Source organism: Amycolatopsis sp. lyj-84, from assembly GCF_046549075.1.
Taxonomy (GTDB): domain Bacteria; phylum Actinomycetota; class Actinomycetes; order Mycobacteriales; family Pseudonocardiaceae; genus Amycolatopsis.
Genome location: NZ_JAJPWO010000004.1, coordinates 310,593 through 334,759 on the forward strand (window position 1 = coordinate 310,593; position 24,167 = coordinate 334,759).

The window sequence follows — 24,167 nt, forward strand, 5'->3', positions numbered from 1 at the left end:
TACCTTGATGAAGACCTTGCTCGAACCGGCCGCACCGGAACCTTTGCCGGGGCCGCGATCCGTCGAGACCATCACCACCATGGTGCGGCTGCTGATGGCGAACGCCGTCCTCGACCTGCCACGACCCGGCGAGGGCGACACGTGGGGCCGCTGGACGACGCTCGCCGGGCTCGGGCGCCGCGATCTCGTGCTCGGGCGGCTCGCCGAAGGGCACACCGATGCCCTCGCGATCCTCGCCGAAGCCGGTCGTGAACCCGTGCCGGACGCGCTGTACGGCGTCTGGGCCGCCCGCTCGGGCGGGACCGGCGCGGCCGTCGTGGGCGGCGCCCTCACCGGTACCGTCCGGTTCTGCTCCGGCGCCCAAGTCCTCGACCGCGCCTTGGTGGTGGCGGACTTCGAAGACGGACCGCCGATCCTGCTCGAGATCGGCCTGGACGAACCGGGCGTCCAAGCACTGCCGGAAACGTGGCAGGCGATCGGGATGGACGCCTCCGACAGCGGTGACGTCCGGTTCGACGGGGTCCCGGTGACCGCGGCCCATATCGTCGGCGAGCCGGGCTGGTACGTGTCCCGGCCGGGGTTCGCTCTCGGCGGCGCGGGCGTCGCCGCGGTGTGGCTCGGCGGCTGCGCGGCCGTCCTGGATTCCGTGACGGCGTACCTGCTGGCCCGGGGCTCGGCGGACGACCATCAGTACGCCCACCTCGGCGCGCTCCACACCGCGATCCACCAGGCCGACGCGCTGCTCGTGCGGACGGCGGGCGTCATCGACACCGAACCGGGCGAGGATCTGCCGCTGCTGACCGGAATCTGCCGGGCCGCCGTCGAGCACACCGCCCGGCAGGTCCTCGACCGCGCGCCGGAGATCACCGGGCCGACGGCGCTCTGCCGCGACCGGCGGCTGCCCCAGCAGCTGGCCGACCTGATGGTCTACGTCCGGCAGCATCACGGAGCCCGCGACCTCGCCGCGCTGGGCGCCGAACTGCTGAAGGACGGGCGGCGATGACCTGGGGCCCTTTCCACACCGAAGCGGGCTGGCGCGACCTGGCGCGGCTCCCGCCGTTCCCGGCCGAGGACGTCCGCCGCGTCTGTGTCGTCGCCGCGCACCCGGACGACGAGACCCTGGGAGTCTCCGGGCTCATCCAGCGTTTGCACGCCCGTGGAGCCGAAATCCGGCTGGTCGTCGCCACGGACGGGGAGGCCGCGTTCCCCGGCTCCTCGCCCTCCGAGCGCCGGGCTCTCGGCGCGCGTCGCCGGGTCGAACTCCTGGAGTCGCTGCGGTGCCAGGGAATGGGCGACGTGGAGCCGGTATGGGCGGGACTTCCGGACTCGGCGCTGATCGAGCACGAGCCCGAACTGTCCGACATCGTCCGCGCGGTCGCGGCGGACACCGAGCTCTGTCTGGCACCGTGGCCGGAAGATCCGCATCCGGACCACCGGGTGGCGGGCCGGGCCGCGTTCCGGGCCGCGCCGCTGGGCGCGCACCGGTGGTCCTACCCGATCTGGCTCTGGCACCTCGTGGCGCCGGACGATCCGGCCATCTCGTGGGCCCGGGCCGCGGAGGTCCGGCTAGACGACGCGACCGCGGCGGTCAAGGCGAAAGCCGTCCAAGTCTTCCGGTCCCAGCTGGAACCCGGCCCGAGAGGCGAGGATCCGATCCTGGCACCGGAGGTGCTGGAACATTTCGCGCGCGACCGGGAGATCCTGTTCCACGAACCGAGGACGACCTCGACGCCGGTGAGCAGATTCGAGACGCTCTACCGCGAGCCCGACCCATGGACGATGGACAGCTGGTACGAGCGTCGCAAGAGGACGGTCGCCCTGGCCGCTCTGCCGCGCGAGCGCTACGCCCTCGCCGTGGAACCCGCGTGCGGCACGGGTGCGCTGACGCTGGAGCTCGCCGGCCGCTGCGACCGGGTCCACGCGTTCGACCCGGTTCCCGCCGCTCTGTCGTCCGCGCGGGATCGCCTGGCGCATCTGTCCACTGTGGAGCTTTCCGCGGGTTCGCTTCCCGGCGACCTGCGTGGCCCGGCGGACCTGGTGGTACTGAGCGAAATCCTCTACTACCTGAGCGAAGCGGACCTGAAGGCGACGCTGAACCGCACCGTGGCGTCACTGCGACCCGACGGACAGGTCCTGGCCGTGCACTGGCGCCCACAGGCTCCGGACGCTCCTCACTACGGCATGGAGGTCCACGAACGGCTGCGGGCGCATCCCGGTCTGCGGAGTCTCGTGACGCACACCGAGGACGACTTCCTGGTCGACGTCCTGGAACGCCGTTGATCACGTCCGTGGGTGTGCTGATCCCGGCACGCGACGAGGAAACCCGCCTCCCGGCATGCCTGCGCGCGCTGGCCGCCGCCCTGCGCGAACTGCCTCCGGGTCTGGAACGCCGGGTCTGCGTGATCGCCGACCGCTGCCGCGACAGCACCGCCGACCTGGCCCGAGACGCGGGAACCGAGGTCCTCGTCAACACTCGCGATCTGACGATAGGAGCGATCCGGGCGCTGGGCGCGCGGCATCTGCTCCGTGGCCTGGATCATCACGCCTCGGCCCGCACCCTGCTGCTGAGCACGGACGCGGACACCGTGGTCGACCGCGACTGGGCGGTCCGGCATGTCCACCGGGCGGACGCGGGCTGGGACGCCGTCGCCGGAACAGCGGAACTGAACGCCCGATTGGCGCCCCCCGCTCAGCCGCGTTACGAAGCGCTGCTGGCGAACGTGCGGAACCCGGCCGGTCACGGGAACGTCTACGGCGCCAACCTGGCGATCAGGGCCAGCGCCTATCACGCGGTCGGCGGTTTCCTCCCGCTCCGGACCGCCGAAGACCACGACCTGTGGCGCCGCCTCGCCCACGCCGGTTTCCGGCTGGCCTATGCCGAGGAGGCGAAGGTGATGACGAGCGCCCGGTTGGACGGCCGGGCGCCGGACGGTCTCTCGACGCTGCTGCGCGCGCTCACCACTTCCGGTCACCTGGACCGCCGGGCCGAGCGGCGGCTAGGTTGATCGGGTGAGTCTTCTCGATGTCGTGGCCTGAACGGGAATCCGGCCGATGAGCAGCGCTTTCGAAAAGGGCCCGACGGCCACCGTCGTGGCGGGCCCCGGCGACTCGGTGCTCAAGGTGTACCCGGTCCCGCTGGATCGCGAGACCCGGTCGGCGCTGGCCCGCGAGCAGGCGCTCCTCTCGGCCATCGAACCCTTCCCGGCGATCCTGCCGGTGCTGGAGGTCGGCACGCTCACCGACGGCCGGACGAGCCTGCGGATGCCACGCTGCGACCGTTCCCTCGCCACGATGACGGGGCCTTTGCCCGTCGACGAAACACTGCGCGTCGGCCAGGTTGTCGCCCGCGCGCTCGCCGCCGCGCACACGGCAGGCGTCGTGCACGGCTCGGTCACGCCACGGAACGTCCTGTTCCTGCCCTCGGGCGAGCCCGTGCTGGCGGACTTCGGGGTGACGCTCAGGCAGCGGTTCCGCCGCGATCCGCTGTACGACCTGGAGTTCACCGCCCCGGAGACGGTCCGCGACCAGACGATGGACGAGCGCGCGGACCGGTACGGCCTCGGTGCGGTCCTGCACTTCATGCTGACCGGCGAACCTCCACATCGGACGGTCGTCGGCGAGCAGCCCGCCGCGCGGCTTCACCGGGTGCTCGCCGAGCCGGTCCCGCCGATCACCCGGTCCGACGTCCCCGGCGAACTCGTGACGCTCGTCGGGGAATTGCTCGCCGCGGAACCGGGCCGTCGGCCGGAAGACGCGCTGAGCCGCCTGTGCGGCGCGTCGTCCGGCCTCCCGTTCGACCTGCCCGCCGAACCGGTCCTCGTGCTGGAACCGGCCCGGCCGCCGCGACCACGGCGGGGATCCGGCCTGGTCGCCGGGATCCTCGCCGGGGCCGGCGTCATCGCCGCCGTGTCGTGGTTCCTCGCCACCAAGGACGACGACGTCGTGACACCGGGCCCGATCGCGATCGACTTGTCGCCACCCGCCGACCACGGAACCTACGTCGAACTGTCGTGGACGTCGAACGCCGAGCTGGACTACGCCGTCGTCATGGCCGAGGAAGGGCGCGCGGAACCCCAAGTGCTCATGGCGCGGCGGAGCGACCGTTTCCGGGTGGAAGTCCGGCCGGGGCTGCGTTACTGCTTCCAGGTCCAGGGCAAGGGACCGCGCGGCACCTACGAAAGCGGATTCCAGCCCGTGCGCGGCGCCGTCTGCACACGGTGAACTCAGCGCGGGGGACGAAGTACTCTCGCGTTGACCGCCGCCCGCAGCCTCAGGCGCCACGGCCGCCTGCCGAGTCCTTTCCGGACGGAGCGGACCGAGGCCCACGCCTCGGTGGCGACGTCCGGCGCCGTCCCCGACCACAGCGCCGCGTCCACCGTTCTCGCCAGTGAGACCAGACCATCCACAGTGGACTTCTCGCCGAAGACGACGGCGGACTTCGCCAGATCGCGTACGGTCATCCCGGCCGTCACGGGGACACCGTGTGCCCGCAACCGGTCCCTGGCCTCGGCCCACGCGGCGATGGCCGCGGCCCGGCCCTTCCGGCGGCGACGGCGCCAGGCACGCAGCCCGGTCGCCGCGGGCACGGCGGCGCCCCAGAGCGCCGCCGAGCCGCCGAGCCCGAGACCGGCCACGGCGGCCGTCATGGCCCAGTCCACCGCGCCGGGTGTGCGCTCGTCTTCGGACTCCCCTGGCGGCAGCCGCGGGTTCTCCAGCTGGCGCTCCGGCGGAAGCCTGGTCCGCACCTCCGCCACCGCGGCGGCGATCCCGCTCGCGGATCCGGACCCGCTCCGCGCCGCCGCTCCCGACGGGTCGAGCGGGACCCAGCCGACCTTGTCCACCGCGACCTCCGGCCACGCGACGACGTCGGCGTTGCGGACCGTGTACGCACCGTCCCCCTCCGGCCGGTCCGGTGCGCGATAGCCGACGACCAGCCGCGCCGGGATTCCCTTGAGCCGGGCCAGAACCACGTACGCCGCGGCGAACTGCTCGCTCGTGCCCCGTTTGTCGTCGAGCAGGAACCGGCTCAGTTGCGGCCAGCCGTGCCCGGTCGGCAACTCGTCACCGGTGGCCAGCCGGTAGTCCTGGGCGAGGAACCGTTCAAGCGCGACAGCGGTCTGGAAGGACGGGCGCAGGCCGGGCAGGATCCGGTCGGCGAGGTCGCCGATCGCCGGGGGCACCGCGCCGAGACCACCGAGCCCGCCGGGAAGAGCGGGATTCGTCGCGGCGCCGAGCAGCGCTTCGGGGCCGACTTCGGGTTCCCACCAGGCGAGGGTGTACCGCGCCGACGGCGCCGGTCGCGCCGCGACCAGGGTTCCGCGCGCCTCGTCCACGAGCACGTCGGCCCCGGCGGCCGAGGCGGGTGACGCCTGTCCGGGAAGCCACGGCCCGGACGAACCGGTCACCTCGAGCGCGGCTTGGCGCCGGGTGACCGGGACCCCGATCCCCGTGGCGGGCGGGATCTCCGCCCCCAGTCGCCGGAAACCGCCGCCGGGGTACCAGTTCGAGCCGTCGAAGTCGTCGAGGACGACCAGCGGCCAGCGCCGCGATGCCGGGGTGTCCCCCGTGTAGCGGAAGACCCGCGGCACCGGATTCCGGCTCCGGTAGGCGATCTCGGAGAGCGGGCTCGTGACGGACTCGGCGGCGAGCGGGACGGATTCACGGTCCTTCAAGGAATAGGCGGGCCTCGCGAGCGGGTCTGCCGCGAAGAGGACGAACGCCCCGACGACGGCGAGCACCACGGCGGGCACGAACGCTTTGAGCCGCCGGGTGCCGCTCACCAGCGCGAGACCGGCGATCGCGGCGTAGCCGAGGCCCGCGAGCACCGCCGTGGTCCCGGTCACCGCGCCGAAAGCCTGGCTCGACACCAGCACGAGCAACCCGGGCACCAGCGCGACCGGCGGCCGCCGGAGCCGGTGCAGCGACTCGATCCCCAGCACCGCGGCGATCAGGACGGCCAGCGGCACGAAGACGAGCAGCCGAGGTTCCGGGAGGGCGGGCCAGGTCGACTGCAGGGTCAGCTGCCAGCCGTGGACCGCACCGTCGGCGAGCACCGCCAGCGACTCCCCGGTCGGGATCCCGGCCACCGTCGTCGCGGGCAGAACGGTCTCGATCACCGCGAGGAGCCCGGCGGCGACGGCGAGCACCGGCCGCCACGGCACCAGGCCCGGATACCGCCTCACGAGCTCGGTCACCCCGTAGACCGCCAGCGTCACCACGCCGAGGGGCAGGAGCAGCGCGGAAAGACCGAAGACCGGCGCGAAGAGCAGCCCGCCGAACGCCGCGCCCGCGAGTACGGCGACGTCCGCCGTCCGCCGGATCACGACACCACCTCGTTCCACCGGCGCACCGCCTCCGCCGCGTCCGCCGCGCTGATGCGGCGGGCTCGCGGCACCCCTTCGACGCCGTGCACGCCGAGGCCGTCCATCCCCAGTCCGTGGGTGCCGACGCCGAGCACGAACATGGTCGAGAAATGCGGCCGGACGACCGCGAGCGCGCTCAGTTCCCGGCCCGCCCTTCCGGTCACGACCACCAGGCAGCCGCCGCGGACTCCCTTGCGGGACAAGGCACTCGGGATCAGTGGCCGGTCGCCGTCCGGGTCTTGGCGGACTTCGCACAGCACGTCCATCAGCCGCCGGGTCGCCTGCGTCCCACCGGCGACGGTGAGGTCCTCACCCGTCGAAGTGATCAGGCGGCAGCGGTGCCCGGCCGTCGCGGCGGCGTACGCCAGCGAGGCCGCCAGTTCGGCGGCTTCTTCGAATTCGTCCTCCGCCAGCACCTTCGCGCGGGTGTCCAGCAGCAGGGTGAACCGGGGATGTTCGGGATCGACGTAGTCGCGCACCATCAGCTGCCCGGTCCGCGCGGTCGCCTTCCAGTGCAGATGACGGACCTCGTCGCCGACGACGTACTCGCGGACGTCCCGCAGATCCGCCGAACCGCGCAGTGAATCGTCCGTCGTCGCGCCTTCGTGATGGTGGCGCGGATGTCCGGACGCGAGCGCGCGCACCGGATGCAGCTTCGGGAACACCCACAGCGTGGCGGTGTCGCCCGCCGGAAGCGGCCGCCGCACGAGGCCGAGCGGGTCGGCGCGTTCGAGGACGAGCGGCCCCACGGTGAACCGGCCGCGCCGCCGGGTCGGCAGTTCGTAGTGGTACGTCGCCTCGGCGCCCGGTGCCAGCGGCCGCACTGGAACCGCCAGGTCCGCGCCGTGCTCTCCGTGCTCCCGCGCGGTGAACCCCGGTTGCCGCCGCTCGCCGGGATTCCCGACCAGCAGTCTGGCCAGCGCCGGGTGGCCGCGCTCGACCCGGTCCGGGAGCACCTCGCGCCGCACGGTGACCTGTGGCCGCCGGAAGACCATCGCCGCCCCGGCGAGCACGGCACCGAGCGCCGCGCCCGCCAGCACGCGCAACAGCGGGTACCCGGCCAGTTCGCCCGCGCCGTAACCCAGTACGGCGGCGACCAGCAGTCCGACGCCCCGTCCGGTGAGCCGCATTCCCATCGGCTATTTCCAGGCCAGCTTGTTGGACTGGACGCCCTCGGAGCTGATCCACACGTTGCGGCCGATCGTGCCCTGCGGGAAGGCCTCGACGGTCAGCTTCCCGTCGGGCCCGATCTTGACGGACTTGCTGCCGTGGACGCCGTCGTCGGTGGTGCAGGTGATCGACACCGTCTTGCCGGGGGTGAACCCGGTCATGACGATGTGGATCAGCCCGCAGGCGGGCGGTTCGCATTGGTCGGCCGTGGTGTCGGCGCCGCGGGAGATGACGATGCTCCGGTCGGCGGGCGCGTCGCCCTTGGCCTTCGTCACCGTCGCGGCCGGGCCCCGGCCCGCGGCGTTCTCGGCGACCACGGAGACGGTGATCGCCTGCTCGATCCCGATGTCCGCGATGAGCCGCGCCGTGGCCGAACCCGGCAGGCTCGCCGAACCCGCGCCCGAACCGTCGGCACGCCGCCAGGAAACGTGGTACGCCGTGACCGGCGAGCCGTTCGCCGCCGCGGCCCGCCACGTGACGTTCGCGTCGGTGTCGCCGGTCTTGATGCGGACGTTGAGCCCGGCGGGGGCGCCCGGGGGCCGGAGGGCCGCGGCCGGGGTCACCGAAGCCGACGAGGCGCTGGGACCGGTGCCCGCCCGGTTGGTCGCGGACACCGTGAACGTGTACGCCGTGCCGTTGGCGAGGCCGGTGATCGTCGTGGTCCGCACTCCCCCGCCGACCGTCTTCTCCCCGCCCGCCCAGGTGATCCGGTAGCCGGTGAGCGCGGCGCCGTTGGCCGGGGCCGCACCCCACTTCACCGTCGCCGCGGCGTTTCCCGCGGTCGCGGTCACCGCGCGCGGCGCACCCGGCGGGCTCGCCGGGACGGCAACGGGAGTGGTCTTGGGCTGTGGTTTCGGTTGCGGTTGCGGTTTCGGCTGGACCGGCGCGGTGGGCCGGTCGGCCGGTTCGCGCGGCGGCGGATCCGAAGCCGGCTTGTCACCGGGGTTCCCGGACGGCGGGTCGGCCGGTGCCGGCGTCTCGGCCGGTTTCTTCTCACCCGTCACCGCGACGTCGTTCACCGCGCCACCGGGATCCACGACGAGGACGTGCGCACCGTCGGCACCGTCCACATAGACCCGTGAGTCCTGGCCCCGGACCGGAGGATGCTCCGCTCCACCCGGAATCGGCCTGCTGTCCCGCCGCTGACCTGCACCGTCGTAAGTGGACAGAGTGTGGTTCTTCTTGTCCACCAAGGCGACCGCGGATCCGGACGAGGCGATCCCCACGTAGTCGCCGGGAGGCAGCGGAATACTCACCGGCCCCGCGGACCGCCCTGAGGGGTCCACGAGATGCAGCCGCGCGCCCTGCCGGTCCAGGATCGCCAGCCTGCCATCGATTTCGTTGGTCGCCACGACGGCGGTCTCGGGCACGTCCACCCCGAGCCGGACCGGCTCGCCGAGACCCGCGGGCGAAACGCGCCGCACCGTGTCGTCGTCGCTGTCCACGAACACCGGCCCGTCCGCGGCGAGCGCCAGCGAACCCTTGTGCCTGCCCGGGAGCACTATCGGGCACGAAACCCGGTCGGCGCCCGGCGCGAGTTCGCACAGCAGCCCGTCGTCGATCCGGTGCAGCCACAACCGGCCGTCCGCGGTGGCGATCGGGTCACCCAGCCTGCCCCCGACGGTGATCTTCGCCGAAGCCTCGCCGAGCCGGATGACGACACCGGCCTGGCGGTACACGCCGTACGGCCCGCCCTTGGTCTCCACCGCGACCGGCCACTCGTTCGAGGGGGACGGCGTGGTCTTCTCGACCGACAGCGTCGATTTCCCGAATTCGATGACACTCGACGGCGGAAGCACGTAACCCTGCGTCGGTCCCTGCGCGACCGGGCTGCCCGGATCGGCGCCCGGGACCGGGACCCGCGCGTCGGCGTACTTGCCGGATCCGTCCACATGGAACGCGGAACCGAGTACGGAGTTGTAGATCCAATGCCCGGTCTGCGCGATGTCCAGGCCCGGCAGCGGTTTCGCCGCGCCGGTGATCGCGACGCCCACCACCGCGACACAGCAGGCGACGAACGCGGCGATCGGCGCCCGCGCGCGAAACCAGGCGAAATCCCTCTGCGTTTTCATCGATCACACCGCGTTGATCGCGGGCGACGGCGTCGCCGCCAGCGCCTCGTCGACGATGTCGGTGGCGAGGCGCTGGTTGAGCTCGGCGTCGGCGGTGAGCACGAGCCGGTGGGCGAGTACCGGTTTCGCGATGGCCTTGACGTCGTCCGGGGTCACGTAGGCGCGTCCGTCGGTGGCCGCGATCCCCTGCGCCGCGCGCACCAGCGCGATACTCCCGCGAGGGCTCGCGCCGTAGCGGACCGCGGCGTGCTCCCGGGTCGCCGTGGCCAGCCGGACCGCGTACGAGCAGATCGCCGGGTCGAGGTAGGCGTCGCGCACCTCGTCGATGGCACGGCGCAGGGTCTCCAGGTCGACGACGGGATCGAGTTCGTCCGGGCTGACCCGCGCGCAATCGCTCATGATCACCCGCACCTCCGCGTCGTGGTCGGGATAGCCGACGGAGATCCGCATCATGAACCGGTCGAGCTGCGCTTCGGGCAGCCGGTAGGTGCCCTCCATCTCGATGGGGTTCTGGGTGGCGATCACCAGGAACGGATGCGGCACCGCGTACGGCTTCGAATCGACCGTCGCCCGGCGCTCGGCCATCACTTCGAGCAGCGCGGACTGCGTCTTCGGGGTCCCGCGGTTGATCTCGTCGGCGAGCACGACGTTGGCGAAGATGCCGCCGGGGTGGAATTCGAACTTCTCGTTGTTCTGGTGGTAGACCATCACCCCGGTGACGTCCCCCGGCAGCAGGTCGGGAGTGAACTGGATGCGGCTCCAGCTGCCGCCGATGCTCCGCGCGAGACACCGGGCGAGCGTCGTCTTCCCCAGGCCCGGGACGTCTTCGATCAGCAGATGCCCCTCGGACAGCAGTGCCGCGATCGCGAGCCGGACGACGTCCGGTTTGCCGCGCAGCACTCGCTGCACGTTCTCGGCGAGGGCCTGGTAGACCCCGGTGGCGGCCGTCGGATTCATCGTGCTCCCTCGAGAGGAATGCTTGCGCCCCGGATACTCCCCTCTTCCGGCGGGGACCGGTCCCGGCGGCTCAGGAAGCGTCGACCGGCAGCGCCAGTTCGAAGATCGCCCCGCCCTGCTCCCGGTTGTAGACACGCAGCGTGCCGCCGTGCACGTCGGCGACCCATTTGACGACGGCCAGCCCGATCCCGGTCGAGCCGCCACCGCTGACGAACCGCTCGAACAGGGCGGCGGCCTGCCCCGGGTCGACTCCCGGCCCGCGGTCGGCGATGACCACGCGGCCGTCGGCGACGGTGACCTGGATTTCGGCCTCCTCGCCGGGCGCGCGACCGTGGCTCAGCGCGTTCCCGATCAGGTTCGCGACGGCACGCCGCAGCAGGGTCGCGTCGCCGTCGACCCGGCTCGGCACGGTGGTGACGGTGATCCGCGCGTCCTGGGCGGGCAGATCCTCGACCACCGTCTCGACCAGCTGATCGAGCATCAACGGTCCGATCGACAGCTCCTCGACCCCCGCGGTGACCCGGGCACGCCTCGGCCACAGATCGATGATGTCGCCCATCATCGACGCCAGCCGGATCGTCCTGGGCAGCAGCTCGTCCCGTTCGGCGGGGTTCCGCAACGCCGCTTCGGCCAGCGCGCGCAGACCGGCGACCGGGGTCTTGAGGTCGTGCACGACGCCGTCGAGGAGCCGGGAAACGCCGTCCAGCAAGGACTTCTGCTGTTCGAGCGCGGCGGTGGCAGGCCGCATGGCCCGGCCGGCGATGAAGTATCCGGCCGCGCCGAGACCGAGCACCAGCAGCACGCAGCCACCGACCACCAGCAGCACCCACTCCTCGTGCCGCTCCTGCGTGCTCACCGCGTCGGCGACCACGACGATGGCGCCGACGACCTGTCCGCCGCGATCCTTGATCGGATCGGCCGCGACGTACACGGGCCGTCCGGCGGCGGTGGTCTCGTATCCGGCCTTCGACCGGTTCGTCGCGGTCGCCTCGGTCGCGAGCCGGTTCAGCAGGCCGTCGTCCACGGCCACGCATTCGCGTTTGCCCCGATACGGCTCGAACCGCGGCGCGCTCCCGGGAAGGACGGCGAACTGCGGGCACTGCTCGCTGACGGTGTCGGTGCCCACGTAGGCGGTGACGATGGTGCCCCCGTCGGCGGCGACGAGCCGGGCCAGCGTCGCGGCGACCTGGCGGACGTCGCTGTCCAGCCGTTGCCTCCCCTGCTCGGCGTCCGCCTCGATCACCAGCCAGGCCAGCACCACCAGCCCGAACGCGTTCATCGCGGTGAACAGCAGCGTCAGCAGGCGGCGGAGCCGGCGCAGCCTGCCTGTCGACGACTCGGTCACGAGAGCCGGTATCCGATCCCGCGGACCGTCTCCACCAGATCGGGCTCCCCCAGCTTGCGGCGCAGGCGCTTCACCACCGACTCGACCACGTTCGCGACCGGCTCGTTCTCGAGGTCCCAGCAGTGCTCGATGAGTTCCGCGCGGGACACCGTCAGTCCCTGCCGGGTCGCGAGGTATTCGAGGATCGCGAATTCCCGGTTGCTCAGCGACAGCAGGACCCCGCCCCGGCGCACCTCGCAGCGGGCGAAGTCGACCTCGAGATCGGAGTGCCGCAGCACCGGCGGGCTGCCGCCCCCTCGGCGGCACAGGTTCGTCACCCTGGCGAGCAGTTCGGCCATGACGAACGGTTTGACGAGGTAGTCGTCCCCGCCGTGCTCGAACCCCTCGACCCTGGCGCTGCTGGAGTCCAAGGCCGTCAGGAACAGCACCGGCACGGTCCATCCCAGCCGCCTGCGCTCGTGGACGAATCCGGCGGCGTCACCGTCGGGCAGCATCCGGTCGAACACGGCGCAGGCGTGTGCCCCGCCCGCGGCGGCGAGCACTTCGGCCGCGGCGGCCAGCGTGCCCACGGCGTCCACGGTGAACGAGGCCGCCCGCAGTTCGGCGGACACGGCCTTCCGGATGTCCTCGTCGTCCTCGACGACCAGCGTCCTCGTGTTCATGTCGGCTGGAGCTTACGTCCCTGGCTCGCTACTTTGAACCGGTGCGGATCTTGGTCATCGAGGACGACGACGCCCTGCGCTCGTCGGTGTTGTCGTCCCTGCGCGCCGCCGGTTTCGCCGTCGACGCCGTCGGCGACCTCGGGCCCGCCGACGAGGCGTTGTTCGTCAGCGAGTACGACTGCGCGGTCTTCGACCGGATGCTGCCCGGTGGCGATTCGCTGGACTACGTCGAGCGGAAACGCGACGGCGGCTGGACGACTCCGGTCCTGTTCCTCACCGCCCTCGGCACTCCCGGCGACCGGATCACCGGCCTCCGGCGCGGCGGCGACGACTATCTCGAGAAACCGTTCGCCATGGCCGAGGTGGTGGCCCGGATCCGCAGCCTCTGCCGCCGCGGCCGGACCGCCCCGCCGCCCCTGCTGCGGGCCGGTGACCTCGAACTGGACACCGGACGGCACGAGGTGCGGCGTGCCGGAGTGCTGCTGAGCCTGACCCGGACCGAATTCACCGTGCTGCGGTGCCTGCTGGAGAACAGCGGGCGGCCGGTTTCCCGTGGTGAGCTCATCACAGCGGGCTGGGACGAGCTCACCACTCCGGCGTCCAACGTCCTCGACGTGCTGATGACCGGCCTCCGGCGGAAGCTGCTGGATCCGCCGCTGATCACCACGGTGCCGAGGGTCGGTTACCGCATCGGCTGATCAGTAGCCGAGGGAGTTGGGAGCTTCCTCGTTGGCCTTCTTCACGATGTCGATGATGGCCTGGTCCAGGGTGGGCCAGGAAACGTCCAGGCCCAGCGCGCCGCCGCCCGCCGTGGCGGCCCCGACCTTGCCCCTGAGGCGGACCCTGCCGTCGCTCTCGCTCAACCCGGCCTCCGCCTCGCCTCCGATGCCGATCCAGGTCTCGGGCTGGACCTTGACGGTGATCGGTCCCAGGTTCCACTCGGCTTCGGGCATCGTGTTCGTCCACGCCGCCTTGGCCCCGGCACCGAGTTTGAGGCCTTCCTTCGCGGTGATCCCGGCTTCGACGTTCGCGGAGAGACCGAGCGAGGTTCCCGGCTCACCGGCGATGTTGATCTCGCCCACCTTCTCGTCCACCTCCGGGCCCGCACCGCGGTAGCCGACGAAGCCCTCGGCACTGCCCTTGATGCCGTCCTTGAGCGAGATCCCGCCTTCGATCTTGCCGTCGGCGCCGATGTAGTTCTTGCCGATCACCTGGCCGCCGGCGGTGACCACCTTGTTCCGCACGGCGTAGGCATAGCCCTTGTAGCCACCGAAACCACCCTTGCCGTCCGGTTCTATGGCCTCGCCATCGGCTTTCGCCCCCAGATCGACCAAGCGGGGGAGCCGGTTCAGGATCTCCCAGGTCGTCCGGTTGCATTCTTCGGTGTAGCACAGCGGGTTGACCCGGATCGGCGGCGTACCGTCGCCGTCGTCATCGAACCAGCCCTGCCCCTTGGGTACGGCGAGAGCGCTCACCGGCATGACCGTGGCGCGATTCTTCGCACCGGCGTTCCCGACGGGGACTGCGACGCCGCGCTGCGGAGTGGCGAGATTCCGCTCCTTCTGCACTTGCCTGGCCCTGCCCGGATTCCGCCTCGCCGCCTCGCCCAGCTCCCGCTGTACCGCGGCATTCACGATCTCCAGCGCGCGCCCCTCCTCGCCACGCTGGATGACGCCGAAGTTCAGCTCCTTCTGCGCCTGTTTCGCCTTACCCGGATTCCGCCTCGCCGCCTCACCCAGCTCCCGCTGCACGGCGCCCTTCAAAATCTCCAGCGCACGACCCTGTTCACCGCGCTGGATGACACCGAAGTTCTGTTCCTTCTGAGCTTGCCTCGCGCGGCCGGGCCTCTTGCTCGCCTCTTCGCCCCTGCGCTGCTGAGTCGACAACAACACTTCGCCCCGTTGCGGCGAACCGAAATTCTTCTCCTTCTGCGCCTGCCGAGCCTTGCCCGGATTCCGCTTGGCTTCCTCGCCCCGCCGCTGCTGAGGCGTCAACACGGTCTCGCCCCGTTGCGGCGAACCGAAGTTCTTCTCTTTCTGTTCCTGCCGGGCCCTGCCCGGATTCCGCTTCGCCTCCTCACCTCGATTACGCTGCTCCTCGGCCTTCGACTTCTTTGCTTCCTGCTCAGACTTCTTCGCCCCCTCTTCACCCCGCTGAGGCGAACCGACGCTCTTCTCCTTCTGTTCCTGCCGGGCCCTCGACGGATTCCGCTTCGCCTCCTCACCCCGATTACGCTGCTCCTCGGCCTTCGTATTCTTCTTCGCCCCCTCCTCACCCCGTTGGGGCGAGCCGAGATTCTTCTCCTTCTGTTCCTGCCGAGCCCTCGCCGGACTGGATTTCTGCTGCTGCTTGGGCTCGGCCTTCGGTTTCGCCTGCGCGGGCTGGGCGGCCTTGGCCTTCGACGCTTTCGCCTTGTTCATCGCCACTTTCTCGGCGTTCTGCTGGGCAGGCGACCCGCCCGGCTCGGTGGCCGCGTGTGCCGCGGCGGCGCCCAGCACGCCGAAAACGACCGTCAGCACCCCGCCCGAAACGGAATACAGGACAGCCTGACGTAAATCGGTGTTGGTGTGTTTCATCGCAATCCTCCGGACCTCGGCGACTCCGGAATGGTGACCGGGCGGGGTTCAGCGCCGGTTCATCCGCGGTACATCGCCGCGGCCGACTGTCATGGAATCCTCATACCTCCTCCTGCATGCTGAGCGGGTCCAACCGCACCAAGCTCATTCACAGGGGGACATCGGATGCTGTTCCAGCTCCTTGGACCACTCGAAGTCCAAGCTCCGGACGGGGCGCCCGCCACGATCAAGCCCGGCAAGCCTGCCACGGTGCTGGCGGCGCTGCTGCTGGATCGAGGGCGTTGGGTCGCCGTCGACAGCCTGATCGACTCGACCTGGCACGACCGGCCCGCGCCGGTGTCGGCCGCGGGCAATCTGAAGTCGCACATCTGCGGCCTGCGCCGCGTGCTGCCGCCGCCCGCGAGTGGCGATCGCATCGAAAGCAGGCAGGGCGCGTATCGGATCCGGGTCGAACCGGACGAGGTCGACGTCGACCTCGCCGATCTCCGGGCCGCGGAAGCGAACCGAACGCTCCTCGGCGAGCCCGAACGTGCCGCAGAGCTGCTCGCCGACGGGCTGGCGCTCTGGCGTGGCCGTCCGTTCGAGGGCCTGCAGACGCCTGCCGCCGCCGTCGAAGGCGCGCGCCTCGCCCGGCTGCACACCCGGATGCGCGAAGACCTGGCCGAGGCATACCACCGCCTCGGCAGGCACTGGGACGCGATCACCGTGCTGCACGGTCTCCTCGACGAGGACCCGCTCCGGGAACACGTGTGGGCGAAGCTGATCCGGCTGCTCACCGACACGGGACGGCGCAACGAAGCGCTCACCACGTACGGGCGGGCCCGCTCGATCATCGTCCGGGAGCTGGGTGTCGAACCTGGCGCCGTGCTCGCCGGTGCCCATTACGACGCTCTTCGCGGCTGCGCGGATCTTCACAGCCTCGCCGGATGAAGCCCGAGGCGATGGTCGCCGCGTCCGCGACGACCATCGCCTCGCCTCATTTGACGGACACCGTGGCGCTCGACCAGGACGAGCCGTCCGGGCTCGACGTCGAGGCGGTACGCGACTGGCCGGGCTTGAGCCCCTTGCTGTCCACGGAAACGGATCCACGGTGGCCGGGCTTTCCGTGCTGATGCCGGTGCGTGTGCTTGGCGGACTTGAGTTTCTTCAGTTCGCCCTTGGCCTTGTCCAGCTCTCCCTTGGCCTTCTTGACCTCGCCCCTCGCCTGGTCGACGAGTTTCTCGGCCTTCGCGAGGGAACCGTTCGCCTTGCCGACGGACTCGGCGATCTTCTGCACGCCGGACGGAACCGCGGCGGCGGGCTTCTCGACGACGACCACGCGCGGCACGAACCGGATCGGCTGAACCTGCCTGACGTCCTTGGCCGCGGCGGTCTTGACGACCGGTGTCCGCACCTTCTGCCGGTGCGCCTTCTTCTTCGTCTGCTTGACGACGGGTTTCGCCTTCGTCACCTTCGCCACTTTATTCACCTGCACCGGCTTCGCGGCCGCCGTTGCGGGAACCACCGCGGGCGACGCGGCCTTCTGCACAGGTGGGGCGACGGGCACGGCCGCCTGTTTCGGCGCGGCGGCGACGTGGTTCGCCGGGCTCGCCGAGACCTCCTGGCCGCCGTCGAAGGCGCCGAACGTCCAGGCGCCGACCGCGGCGGTCGTCAGTCCGGCGACGCCGATGACCCCTGCTCGTTTGATGTTCATGGATACCTCGATCTTCCGGTTCCGGCGGTGACCGTCACGGCCGGGGTTCGTCTTCGTGGTGACGTTCGTAGAACTCTTCGGCCAGCGACCGGCCCATCAGGCCGCCGAAGATCCCGGCGACCACTCCGACGGCGATCCCCGCCGGAGTCGCGATGACCAGACCCGTGGTCACCCCGAACGCGAGGGACGCGGCACCGCCGCCGAAGCCGGACAGCACGCCGCGGTTGAGGGGTGCGTCCTCGTGCTTCAGGTAATAGTCGTATTCGATGCGCACGGGTTCGTCCTCGTCCGAAAGGGACGGAGACTGGCCGATCCAGACCTCTTCGGGGATCACCAGGTACCGCGTCACCGGGATCCGGGGTGCGGCGAACTTGCGGAACGCGGACCGCAACGACAAGGTCGGCCGCTCGGCCAGGCTGGTGGTGGTCACGACGCTCAGCCCCGATGCCCGGTCATGATCTTGAAGGGCTTGTCGTGTTCCTTCGGCTTCTCGAGACTCTTGCGAAGCTTTTCCAGCTCGCCCTTGGCCTTCTTCAGATCGGTCCTCGCCTTGTCGAGGACCTTGTCCGCCTTGTCCACGGCATCGTTCGCGGCTTCGACGAGTTCGGTCGCGTTCCGCAACTGCTTGCGGACGGTCACGGGCGCCGGATCGGCGATGGCGGCGCGGACCACGAACTGTTTCCCGACAGGGTGCTGGCTTCGTTTCACGTCGGCGGTCTTCGTCACCCGCGGCTTGACGACGGCCGCGTTCCGCACCACGGGGGTGGTACGAGCCGTCTTCTTGATCTCCAGTGCGGGTTTGACCGCCCGCTTGACCTGCGCGGCAGGCGTGGTGACTGCGGGAGCGCGGACCGGCAAGACCGGCTGCGTCGCTTGCGGCGGCGAAACCCGCTTCGGCGCGGCAGGTTCGGCAGGCGTCGCGGCCGTCCTTCCTTGCGACGCGGACTTCTCCTGCGGCGCGGCCTTCTTGCCGTGTGTCGCGGCCGAGGCCGATGGCTTCGGCGACGCGGGAGCCTCCACCTGCTGCGGTTTCGCCGCCTGCGCGGCGTCGAGCACCGGCTTGTGCCCGGCCCCGTCGTCGGTCAGCGCGTTCGCCGTGGAGGCGCCGATCGCCGCGGTGGCGAGACCGGCGACACCGTAGACCGCCGCCCGCCGGAGATTGTTCTTCTGCTTCATCCGTCCCACCTCGCTGATCCGGTGCGCTGCCGGAACGCAGTCTCCGGCGCGGCGGTTCATCACCGGTACATCGGCGGTTCATCCGGCGGCGGACATGGTCCCCGAGGCCGGGCCGATCATCTACGCTGGGGCGATGCGACCGGAAGACGGCGAAGCGCTGGGCGGCGGCTCGGCAGGAGTCGTCTTCGCGGTGCCGTCGGAAGAGGGCGATGTCGCGCTCAAGGTCTTCTCCGGCAGGCTGTTCCGGCGGACCCGGCTACGGCTGGAGCGGGAACTGGACCGGCTATCCGCTTTGGACGGTCAGCTCTTGGTGCCCGATACGGTCGTGGAACTGGCCGACGGCCGGTGCGCCCTTCGCGGCGAACTCTGCACCGGGTCGCTCGCGGACCTGGTCGCGGTGGCCGGACCGCTGTCGACGGACGACGTCCTCGTTCTCGGCACCGCGATCGCCTCGACCCTCGCCACCGCCCACGAAGCCGGGATCGTCCACGGCAGGCTCACCCCCTCCAACGTGCTGTTCCGCGCGTCGGGCGAGCCCGTGATCAACGACTTCGAGCGCACCCTTCGCTCCGTGTTCGTCCGGGATCCCCGGCATGGGCGGGAGTTCCTCGCCCCGGAAGGGACGGACGGCCGTTCCTCGGACCTTTACGGACTCGGTGCGGTGCTGCATCTGGCGCTGACCGGCGAACCACCCGGCTCCCGGCCGCTCCACCGCGAGGACGCGCCGATCGATCTGCTGGCCCTCGTCGAGAACCTCCTCGCGAAGGATCCGGCCTCCCGCCCGCCCGACGCCGCACTGGTCGAAGAGATCCTCACCTCTCTCCCCCACGTGTCCACTGTGGACTCCGACGGACCCGTTCCCGTGGCGTCGGGTATCGAGGGCGTTCCGGTCGTCACCATCGAACCCGCGGCGGACACGGCGCCCGAGCCCCGGAAGAGATCCCTGTGGACAGCGGTCACGGCCGGCGTCGTGGTCGCGGCCGGCTTCACCACGTGGGCGCTCTTGCCCGGCTCCGGCGACCCCGAACCACGGTCGCTTCCGGCCCCGGCGTCCCGGTCCACCCCCGCTCCGCCCACGTCGGCGCCCACCGTGAAGGCCGCGTCCCAGGTCGAACTGGCCATGCCGATCGACCACGGCTCGACGGTCGATCTCGCGTGGCGCGCACCGGACGGATACGACTCGGCCGTCGTGGTCGCCGGTGAAACGGGCGAAGCGAAGACCACGTTCGTCCGACGGCAGCGCACGACGACCGTGGCCGTCGAACCCGGCCGGAAGTACTGCTTCCTGATCCAGATCACCGACGGCGAAGCGGTCCGGGAAAGCGAGCCGCGCCCGATCCGGGGCGCGACGTGCCGGCGGTGAATCGCGCATCCGGAAAACCGCGGTAGAGCCCGGTCGCCCCACCGGCGGTTCCGGGTCAGCGGAAGGCCCCGGCATGTTCGGTGGCCCATTGAGTGAAGGTGCGTGCCGGACGGCCAGTGACCTCCTCGACGGTCGGCAGGACCGTGTACACCTCGGGAGGCGGGTTCGTGCCGAACCCGACGAGGGATTCGACGACCTCGTCCGGCTGCCCCGCCGCACGGAGCTGATCGCGCACTTGGTCTTCGGTGAGCTCGATCAACCGGAGATCCCGGCCGATCGCCGCACCGATCGTGCGGACCGTGTCGGTCGCGGTCAGCGCCTCGGGGCCCGTCACGGGATAACTCTTACCCGCGTGTCCGTCCTCGAGCAGCGCGGCCACCACCACTGCGGCGATGTCGGCTTCATGGACCTTGGCGCTCGGCTGGTCCGGGAAGCCCGCCCGAACCACCCCCTCGGTGCGGATGGACTCCGCCCAGCCGAGCGCGTTCGCCATGAACTCCACCGGCTGCACGTGGATCCACTCCAAACCACCGGCTTCCACGGCCCGCTCCACGGGGCCTACTTGATACCCGGTCAGCACGGTCACCTTGCCCACACCGGCCCGTGTGGACAGCTCGACGATCTGCGGCGCCGTTTCCAGCGGCGCGTATCCCTCACCCGCGAACGAGATGAGATGCATGGCCTCTACGCCGGCCAGCGCCGGAGCGACGGTCTCCGGCACGGCGAGGTCGCCCGCCAGCACCTCCACTCCGGCGGGCAAATTCGCCGCTGCCGGATTCCTGCTCAGCGCACGTACCCGCCGGCCCGCCTGGACGAGCTGGTGAACCACTTGACGGCCGACGGTTCCGGTCGCACCGGTCACCAGAATCATCTGGTCTCCCCCGAATTTCGCGTATTCCCGAAGTCAGATCATGGGTCGCCGGGGAATGGCGGCAACGTCTTGTTCGGAACAGGCGAAGACCTCCCCGGCGAATCGGCGGGCACCGGAGTTCTCCGTACTCGGCTCGGCGTGGACGCCCACGGGGTCTTCCCCCAGGGTTTGGCCACCGACAACCACGTCATGAACAGGAAGGCGACGATGTTCAGCATCGCGCCGTAGGCAAGCTGACCGGCGGCGGAGCTCTCGACACCCTCACGGCCCGCCTGGACGCCGAGTTCGACCCACACCCCCAGCCCGAAGGTGCTGTAGGCGATGACCGCCACGGTCAGCACCAGCTTGATCAGTACCCACCAATACCTTGCCACGCCCCACGGACTCACCAGGCACAACGCGATTCCGGTGACCAGAGCGGCGAACGCGGCGGGGATGACGACGACGTTATCGATCCGTTCGATCATGAGATAACAGACTCGCTGGATCTCGCCGGGCGCCGTGTACCCGGCGGTCATCGCGAGCACCACATTCGCCGCGCCTGCCCCCATCCAGCCGACCGACACCGCGACATGGACGAACAACAGCCACCGCCGCACCTGCTTGACCATCGCTCCACGTCCCACCACTCGAGTATGTGGGGATCAGCGGCGTCACGCGCGACAGACCCAGAGCGTCGGTCTCTTCTCCCAGGACGCACTCGCCCGGCTCATAGCGTCGCCCAGCCGCCCTTCGCCTTACCCGCCGATGGTATGTCCGATTCAGTACCAATGGGGGTACCGGATACTCGACAGAGCACTACGGTCAGGTGTAGATCGATCTGACACCATCGAACCCCGTCCCATGCTGGACTCCCCTTTCGCTGCAGGAGGCCCAAAAATCATGTGGATCCGACGTATGTCCATGATCGCCGCCGCCCTCATTGCCGGGTCGCTCTTCACCGGGCCCGCGGCCGTGGCCGAATCACCGGCCGGACCGCCGATCGAACCCTTCATCATCGGCGGCAAGGTCGTCACCACTCCTTACTCGTTCTTCGCGTCGCTGCAACGCAATGGCCGCCATTTCTGCGGGGCGTCGCTGATCGCCCCGCAGTGGCTCGTCACGGCGAAGCACTGCGTCCAGGGCTCCACCGGTGGCGGTTTCTCGGCTCGGATCGGCTCGGTCAACACCGGCTCCGGCGGCGAGCTCATCACCGCGGCGAGCGCGACCCTCGGCGCGAACGACATCGCCGTGGTGAGGTTGTCGAGAGCGGCCACTGCCAGGCCGATCAAGATCGCGGCCTCCAGCCCGGCCGTCGGCACCGTCAACAAGCTGATCGGACACGGTCAGACGTGCGGCACCCCCGGTTGCGGTGGCGCGTCGCCACAGCTTCGCGAGGTGGACACCACCACCGTCGCGGACTCCAGGTGTACCGCGGATTTCAAGCGAGGCAAGGAAATCTGCTTCCAGGGCGCGCCCGGAACCAGTGCCTGCTACGGCGATTCCGGGGGACCGTCCATTTTGGGCGGTGAGCTGACCGGTGCCACCAGCCGATCCGGCAACAACAGCAGCAACTGCCTCAACGGTCCCGGAATCTACAACAGCGTTCCCGGCTATCGGACCTGGATCGACCAGGTGACAGGTGGCGCGGTGACCGCGTGGGAGACGTCGTTACATTGACAGGTAAGTCAAAGGTGGCGTGCTCATGCCGCCCCTCGGTGGCGGTGTGGTGAAGGTCGTGTTCGCAACGTTGAAGGTTGCGGACGCGGCTTTCGCAACACGACACGTTTACCCTTCTGCTCAATAGCCCGAATCGCCACTCACGACAGGCTTGGCCCTGGCGTATGCGCGGGTTTGGGTGGCATGGGCATGCCGAGGGGCCCGTCGCCGGTGTGGCTGGCGGGCTCCTCGGGTCACACAGTGCAGTTACGCCGGGATCTTCGCAACGAATCTAAATACTGGGGCGGGATGAACTCCGGTAACCCGTCGGCCGCCATGCGGACTTCCCAGTCCCCGTGGTGGATCAGGCGGTGATGGAAGCCGCACAGCAGCACCAAGTTCCGGAGATCGGTGGGCCCGCCGTCTGCCCAGTGATGAATATGGTGCGCGTGACAGTTCTTCGGCTTGCGGTGACACCCGGGGAACGCGCAGCCCCGGTCACGGATGTTCAAGGCTCGGCGTTGGCCTGGGGTGACGAACCGTCGTAGCCGTCCCACGTCCAGCGGCTCACCCGCCGCGTTGAGCACGACGGGGAGCATCAGGCAGTCGCAGGCCGCCATGCGTGCTTCGCGGGCTGTCATGGTTCCGATGAAGTCCACGCATGCGGTGCCCAGGCCCGTTTTCAACTCGTCGAGACTGATCGTCACATGGATCAACGTCCGGTAGCCGCTCGTCCCCGGTTGATCCGGGCACGCAACCGCCAAGTCCACGAGGTCGACCCAGGCGTCACCCTGGCGCTCGGCCTTGGTCCGTAGATCGGCCTGACCGAACTCGTCGATCGGACGGGGTGCGGCGTGAGCATCGAGGGCGGCGGCGGTCCGCGCACCGGCCTCGTCATCGAGGAGGCCGTTCAGTTTCCAGTAGCCGTCTTTGCGGCGCTCCAGGGTCAGCTCGCGACGGGGTTGGGCGGGTTCGGGGTCTTTCGGTTCCTTGCCGTCCGGGTCCAGCCAGCCCAGCAGCTGGTCCCCGAGATCCGACACCTGCTGGGGACCCGCCTTCCGGGCGAGATCGGCGAGGGTTGTCTCCGCGTGCTCCCGATCCTCCACCGACACCCCAGCCGGGATCTTCCGCAGGATCTCCACGATCTGCTTGATCCGCTCCTCGCCGATCGCCCCCTCCGCCGCAGCCACACTGGTGGCGGGCGCGAAAGCCGGGATCTCGGTGCCGTCCAGGGCACGCGTGGGGTTCAGATCGAGAGCGCGATTCACATACGGCCGAGCTTCGCCCTGGCTCAGTCCGGCGATATCGGCGAACCACGCCAACGTTGTCCCATAACCGTATAAGTCTTTCGCGCCACGAGAATCAATCTCCGCCAGATACCGTCCCAACCCGGTGGAGGCGACCCGCATCACCTGCAAGAACTGTTGCACGCCATGGGCAAGCTCCAGCTTGCCAGCGCGCCACAACTCCTGCGGCAACTCGGGAAGGGTCGTCTCGGACACACCTCGATAATACCGGAATAATTCGAACAGGTGTTCGTAATTTTAAGCAACAAACAACCCGCGCAATCACCACTAAAGGAGGATTCGGCAAAGTCACTCGATCACACGTCGCGAGCATGGTTGAGCGAAGGAGTCCGCGTGATCTCGAGTGGCGTGCCCGCGCCAAATCGCGCTGTTTCGCGAAGCTGCCGCGGCGGTACTCCTCTCGGTGTGCGGCCGTGCACCGACTGACCGGGGGTTGGGATGGAGCTCGCCTCACTCACCTCACGCGAACACGAGATGGCCGCTGGCCTGTCCAACCGGCAGATCGCTTCTCCGCGGCCTTCCTGAGGTGGCCGAGCCAGGCGGCGAGAGATTCGCCGAGCGCGGCCCGCATGCCGTCGACGTCGGCGAGCACGGGACCTCCGTCCCACGACTCCTCGGTGTGGACGCGCACCGAGGACCCGATCACCTCGAACGTCCACAGGTGGATGCCGGTGATCCCGCCGGCGGTTCCGCCCCAGAGGATCCGGTCCGGGGTCCGTAGCTGGTACACGGTGGACTCGATGTCGAGCCCGGCCGTGCTCCACCGGATCGCGCTGCCCGTCCGAAGTGGACGATCGGCTGCCGCGGCGGTGATGTCGGGTTGCCAGTCCGGCCACGAGGACACCTCGGTGAGCAGCCGCCACACGCACCGCAGCGGCGCGTCGACGACGGTGTCGCAGTGCACCACCACGGGTGCTTTCACGTCGATTTCGGTGATCATTCGCAGACCTTTCCGAGGACCGGAGCGGCAGGCTC

At 70.2% G+C, this 24,167-nt stretch carries 22 protein-coding genes; 8 read left to right on the top strand and 14 right to left on the bottom strand.

The genetic code is table 11. From position 1 onward, the window contains the following. The first annotated feature begins 7 nt into the window (after positions 1-7). From ACLJRM_RS15680 to ACLJRM_RS15695, 4 genes are read left to right on the top strand one after another with little or no spacing between them, the layout of a single operon-like run. Complete coding sequence (locus tag ACLJRM_RS15680) at positions 8-1,003, top strand: acyl-CoA dehydrogenase family protein (protein WP_101609128.1); 996 nt, start codon at positions 8-10, stop codon at positions 1,001-1,003. Next, the gene (locus tag ACLJRM_RS15685; RefSeq protein ID WP_410663357.1) at positions 1,000-2,280 is read left to right on the top strand and encodes a PIG-L family deacetylase; all 1,281 of its coding nucleotides are present in this window, start codon (positions 1,000-1,002) and stop codon (positions 2,278-2,280) included. The genes ACLJRM_RS15680 and ACLJRM_RS15685 overlap by 4 nt, the downstream gene beginning before the upstream one ends. Beyond that, positions 2,277-3,005, top strand: coding sequence for a glycosyltransferase (locus ACLJRM_RS15690; RefSeq protein ID WP_410663358.1), 729 nt, complete (start codon positions 2,277-2,279; stop codon positions 3,003-3,005). The genes ACLJRM_RS15685 and ACLJRM_RS15690 overlap by 4 nt, the downstream gene beginning before the upstream one ends. A 46-nt stretch (positions 3,006-3,051) precedes the next feature. Next, positions 3,052-4,221: a serine/threonine protein kinase gene (locus tag ACLJRM_RS15695; protein ID WP_410663359.1), complete on the top strand. Its 1,170-nt coding sequence runs from the start codon at positions 3,052-3,054 to the stop codon at positions 4,219-4,221. Between the two features lie 2 nt (positions 4,222-4,223). Here ACLJRM_RS15695 and ACLJRM_RS15700 read toward each other — a convergent pair whose 3' ends face one another. From ACLJRM_RS15700 to ACLJRM_RS15725, 6 genes are all read right to left on the bottom strand, one after another. Continuing rightward, on the bottom strand, positions 4,224-6,323 hold the full coding sequence (locus ACLJRM_RS15700) for a transglutaminaseTgpA domain-containing protein (RefSeq protein WP_410663360.1): 2,100 nt from the start codon (positions 6,321-6,323) through the stop codon (positions 4,224-4,226). Beyond that, a complete protein-coding gene (locus ACLJRM_RS15705) occupies positions 6,320-7,492 on the bottom strand; it encodes a DUF58 domain-containing protein (RefSeq protein WP_410663361.1) in 1,173 nt (390 codons plus the stop codon). The genes ACLJRM_RS15700 and ACLJRM_RS15705 overlap by 4 nt, the downstream gene beginning before the upstream one ends. A 9-nt stretch (positions 7,493-7,501) precedes the next feature. Beyond that, a complete protein-coding gene (locus tag ACLJRM_RS15710) occupies positions 7,502-9,604 on the bottom strand; it encodes a fibronectin type III domain-containing protein (protein ID WP_410663362.1) in 2,103 nt (700 codons plus the stop codon). 3 nt (positions 9,605-9,607) lie between these two features. Further along, the gene (locus ACLJRM_RS15715; RefSeq protein WP_410599507.1) at positions 9,608-10,561 is read right to left on the bottom strand and encodes an AAA family ATPase; all 954 of its coding nucleotides are present in this window, start codon (positions 10,559-10,561) and stop codon (positions 9,608-9,610) included. Between the two features lie 70 nt (positions 10,562-10,631). Beyond that, positions 10,632-11,906 carry a sensor histidine kinase gene (locus tag ACLJRM_RS15720; protein ID WP_410663363.1) on the bottom strand — a complete coding sequence of 425 codons (1,275 nt, stop codon included), beginning with the start codon at positions 11,904-11,906 and terminating at the stop codon, positions 10,632-10,634. Beyond that, positions 11,903-12,568, bottom strand: coding sequence for a response regulator transcription factor (locus ACLJRM_RS15725; RefSeq protein ID WP_174720431.1), 666 nt, complete (start codon positions 12,566-12,568; stop codon positions 11,903-11,905). The genes ACLJRM_RS15720 and ACLJRM_RS15725 overlap by 4 nt, the downstream gene beginning before the upstream one ends. A 41-nt stretch (positions 12,569-12,609) precedes the next feature. Between ACLJRM_RS15725 and ACLJRM_RS15730 the strand changes: the two genes are divergently transcribed. After that, a complete protein-coding gene (locus ACLJRM_RS15730) occupies positions 12,610-13,266 on the top strand; it encodes a response regulator transcription factor (protein ID WP_410663364.1) in 657 nt (218 codons plus the stop codon). On the opposite strand, the gene ACLJRM_RS15735 is transcribed toward ACLJRM_RS15730, so the two are convergent. After that, complete coding sequence (locus tag ACLJRM_RS15735; protein ID WP_410663365.1) at positions 13,267-15,144, bottom strand: hypothetical protein; 1,878 nt, start codon at positions 15,142-15,144, stop codon at positions 13,267-13,269. Between the two features lie 165 nt (positions 15,145-15,309). Between ACLJRM_RS15735 and ACLJRM_RS15740 the strand changes: the two genes are divergently transcribed. Further along, on the top strand, positions 15,310-16,074 hold the full coding sequence (locus tag ACLJRM_RS15740) for an AfsR/SARP family transcriptional regulator (protein ID WP_410663366.1): 765 nt from the start codon (positions 15,310-15,312) through the stop codon (positions 16,072-16,074). A gap of 46 nt (positions 16,075-16,120) precedes the next feature. On the opposite strand, the gene ACLJRM_RS15745 is transcribed toward ACLJRM_RS15740, so the two are convergent. From ACLJRM_RS15745 to ACLJRM_RS15755, 3 genes are read right to left on the bottom strand one after another with little or no spacing between them, the layout of a single operon-like run. After that, the gene (locus tag ACLJRM_RS15745) at positions 16,121-16,837 is read right to left on the bottom strand and encodes a hypothetical protein (protein ID WP_410663367.1); all 717 of its coding nucleotides are present in this window, start codon (positions 16,835-16,837) and stop codon (positions 16,121-16,123) included. Positions 16,838-16,871: 34 nt separating this feature from the next. Next, the gene (locus ACLJRM_RS15750; protein WP_101609138.1) at positions 16,872-17,267 is read right to left on the bottom strand and encodes a hypothetical protein; all 396 of its coding nucleotides are present in this window, start codon (positions 17,265-17,267) and stop codon (positions 16,872-16,874) included. A gap of 5 nt (positions 17,268-17,272) precedes the next feature. Beyond that, positions 17,273-18,013, bottom strand: coding sequence for a hypothetical protein (locus ACLJRM_RS15755; protein ID WP_410663368.1), 741 nt, complete (start codon positions 18,011-18,013; stop codon positions 17,273-17,275). Positions 18,014-18,146: 133 nt separating this feature from the next. On the opposite strand from ACLJRM_RS15755, the gene ACLJRM_RS15760 reads away from it, so the two are divergent. Next, on the top strand, positions 18,147-19,376 hold the full coding sequence (locus ACLJRM_RS15760) for a protein kinase domain-containing protein (protein WP_410663369.1): 1,230 nt from the start codon (positions 18,147-18,149) through the stop codon (positions 19,374-19,376). A 55-nt stretch (positions 19,377-19,431) separates the two neighbouring features. Here ACLJRM_RS15760 and ACLJRM_RS15765 read toward each other — a convergent pair whose 3' ends face one another. After that, complete coding sequence (locus ACLJRM_RS15765; RefSeq protein ID WP_410663370.1) at positions 19,432-20,247, bottom strand: NAD(P)H-binding protein; 816 nt, start codon at positions 20,245-20,247, stop codon at positions 19,432-19,434. 38 nt (positions 20,248-20,285) lie between these two features. Further along, positions 20,286-20,873 (bottom strand): hypothetical protein, encoded by a 588-nt coding sequence (locus tag ACLJRM_RS15770; RefSeq protein WP_410663371.1) that lies wholly within the window; start codon positions 20,871-20,873, stop codon positions 20,286-20,288. Positions 20,874-21,129: 256 nt separating this feature from the next. Here ACLJRM_RS15770 and ACLJRM_RS15775 point away from each other — a divergent pair, with 256 nt between their 5' ends. Then, a complete protein-coding gene (locus ACLJRM_RS15775; RefSeq protein ID WP_233224266.1) occupies positions 21,130-21,906 on the top strand; it encodes a S1 family peptidase in 777 nt (258 codons plus the stop codon). 233 nt (positions 21,907-22,139) lie between these two features. On the opposite strand, the gene ACLJRM_RS15780 is transcribed toward ACLJRM_RS15775, so the two are convergent. Both ACLJRM_RS15780 and ACLJRM_RS15785 read right to left on the bottom strand, forming a co-directional pair. Further along, positions 22,140-23,387: a DUF222 domain-containing protein gene (locus ACLJRM_RS15780; RefSeq protein ID WP_410663372.1), complete on the bottom strand. Its 1,248-nt coding sequence runs from the start codon at positions 23,385-23,387 to the stop codon at positions 22,140-22,142. 259 nt (positions 23,388-23,646) lie between these two features. After that, positions 23,647-24,132, bottom strand: a complete 486-nt coding sequence (locus ACLJRM_RS15785) for an SRPBCC family protein (RefSeq protein WP_410663373.1) — start codon at positions 24,130-24,132, stop codon at positions 23,647-23,649. Positions 24,133-24,167: the final 35 nt, after the last annotated feature.

Excerpts from the sequence above, each read along its gene's own strand:
- ACLJRM_RS15755 (WP_410663368.1), bottom strand. The coding sequence starts at position 18,013 with ATGAAGCAGAAGAACAATCTCCGGCGGGCGGCGGTCTACGGTGTCGCC.
- ACLJRM_RS15685 (WP_410663357.1), top strand. The coding sequence starts at position 1,000 with ATGACCTGGGGCCCTTTCCACACCGAAGCGGGCTGGCGCGACCTGGCG.
- ACLJRM_RS15710 (WP_410663362.1), bottom strand. The coding sequence starts at position 9,604 with ATGAAAACGCAGAGGGATTTCGCCTGGTTTCGCGCGCGGGCGCCGATC.
- ACLJRM_RS15735 (WP_410663365.1), bottom strand. The coding sequence starts at position 15,144 with ATGAAACACACCAACACCGATTTACGTCAGGCTGTCCTGTATTCCGTT.
- ACLJRM_RS15775 (WP_233224266.1), top strand. The coding sequence starts at position 21,130 with ATGTGGATCCGACGTATGTCCATGATCGCCGCCGCCCTCATTGCCGGG.
- ACLJRM_RS15715 (WP_410599507.1), bottom strand. The coding sequence starts at position 10,561 with ATGAATCCGACGGCCGCCACCGGGGTCTACCAGGCCCTCGCCGAGAAC.
- ACLJRM_RS15740 (WP_410663366.1), top strand. The coding sequence starts at position 15,310 with ATGCTGTTCCAGCTCCTTGGACCACTCGAAGTCCAAGCTCCGGACGGG.
- ACLJRM_RS15680 (WP_101609128.1), top strand. The coding sequence starts at position 8 with ATGAAGACCTTGCTCGAACCGGCCGCACCGGAACCTTTGCCGGGGCCG.
- ACLJRM_RS15765 (WP_410663370.1), bottom strand. The coding sequence starts at position 20,247 with ATGATTCTGGTGACCGGTGCGACCGGAACCGTCGGCCGTCAAGTGGTT.
- ACLJRM_RS15725 (WP_174720431.1), bottom strand. The coding sequence starts at position 12,568 with ATGAACACGAGGACGCTGGTCGTCGAGGACGACGAGGACATCCGGAAG.
- ACLJRM_RS15785 (WP_410663373.1), bottom strand. The coding sequence starts at position 24,132 with ATGATCACCGAAATCGACGTGAAAGCACCCGTGGTGGTGCACTGCGAC.
- ACLJRM_RS15745 (WP_410663367.1), bottom strand. The coding sequence starts at position 16,837 with ATGAACATCAAACGAGCAGGGGTCATCGGCGTCGCCGGACTGACGACC.
- ACLJRM_RS15705 (WP_410663361.1), bottom strand. The coding sequence starts at position 7,492 with ATGCGGCTCACCGGACGGGGCGTCGGACTGCTGGTCGCCGCCGTACTG.
- ACLJRM_RS15760 (WP_410663369.1), top strand. The coding sequence starts at position 18,147 with ATGCGACCGGAAGACGGCGAAGCGCTGGGCGGCGGCTCGGCAGGAGTC.
- ACLJRM_RS15695 (WP_410663359.1), top strand. The coding sequence starts at position 3,052 with ATGAGCAGCGCTTTCGAAAAGGGCCCGACGGCCACCGTCGTGGCGGGC.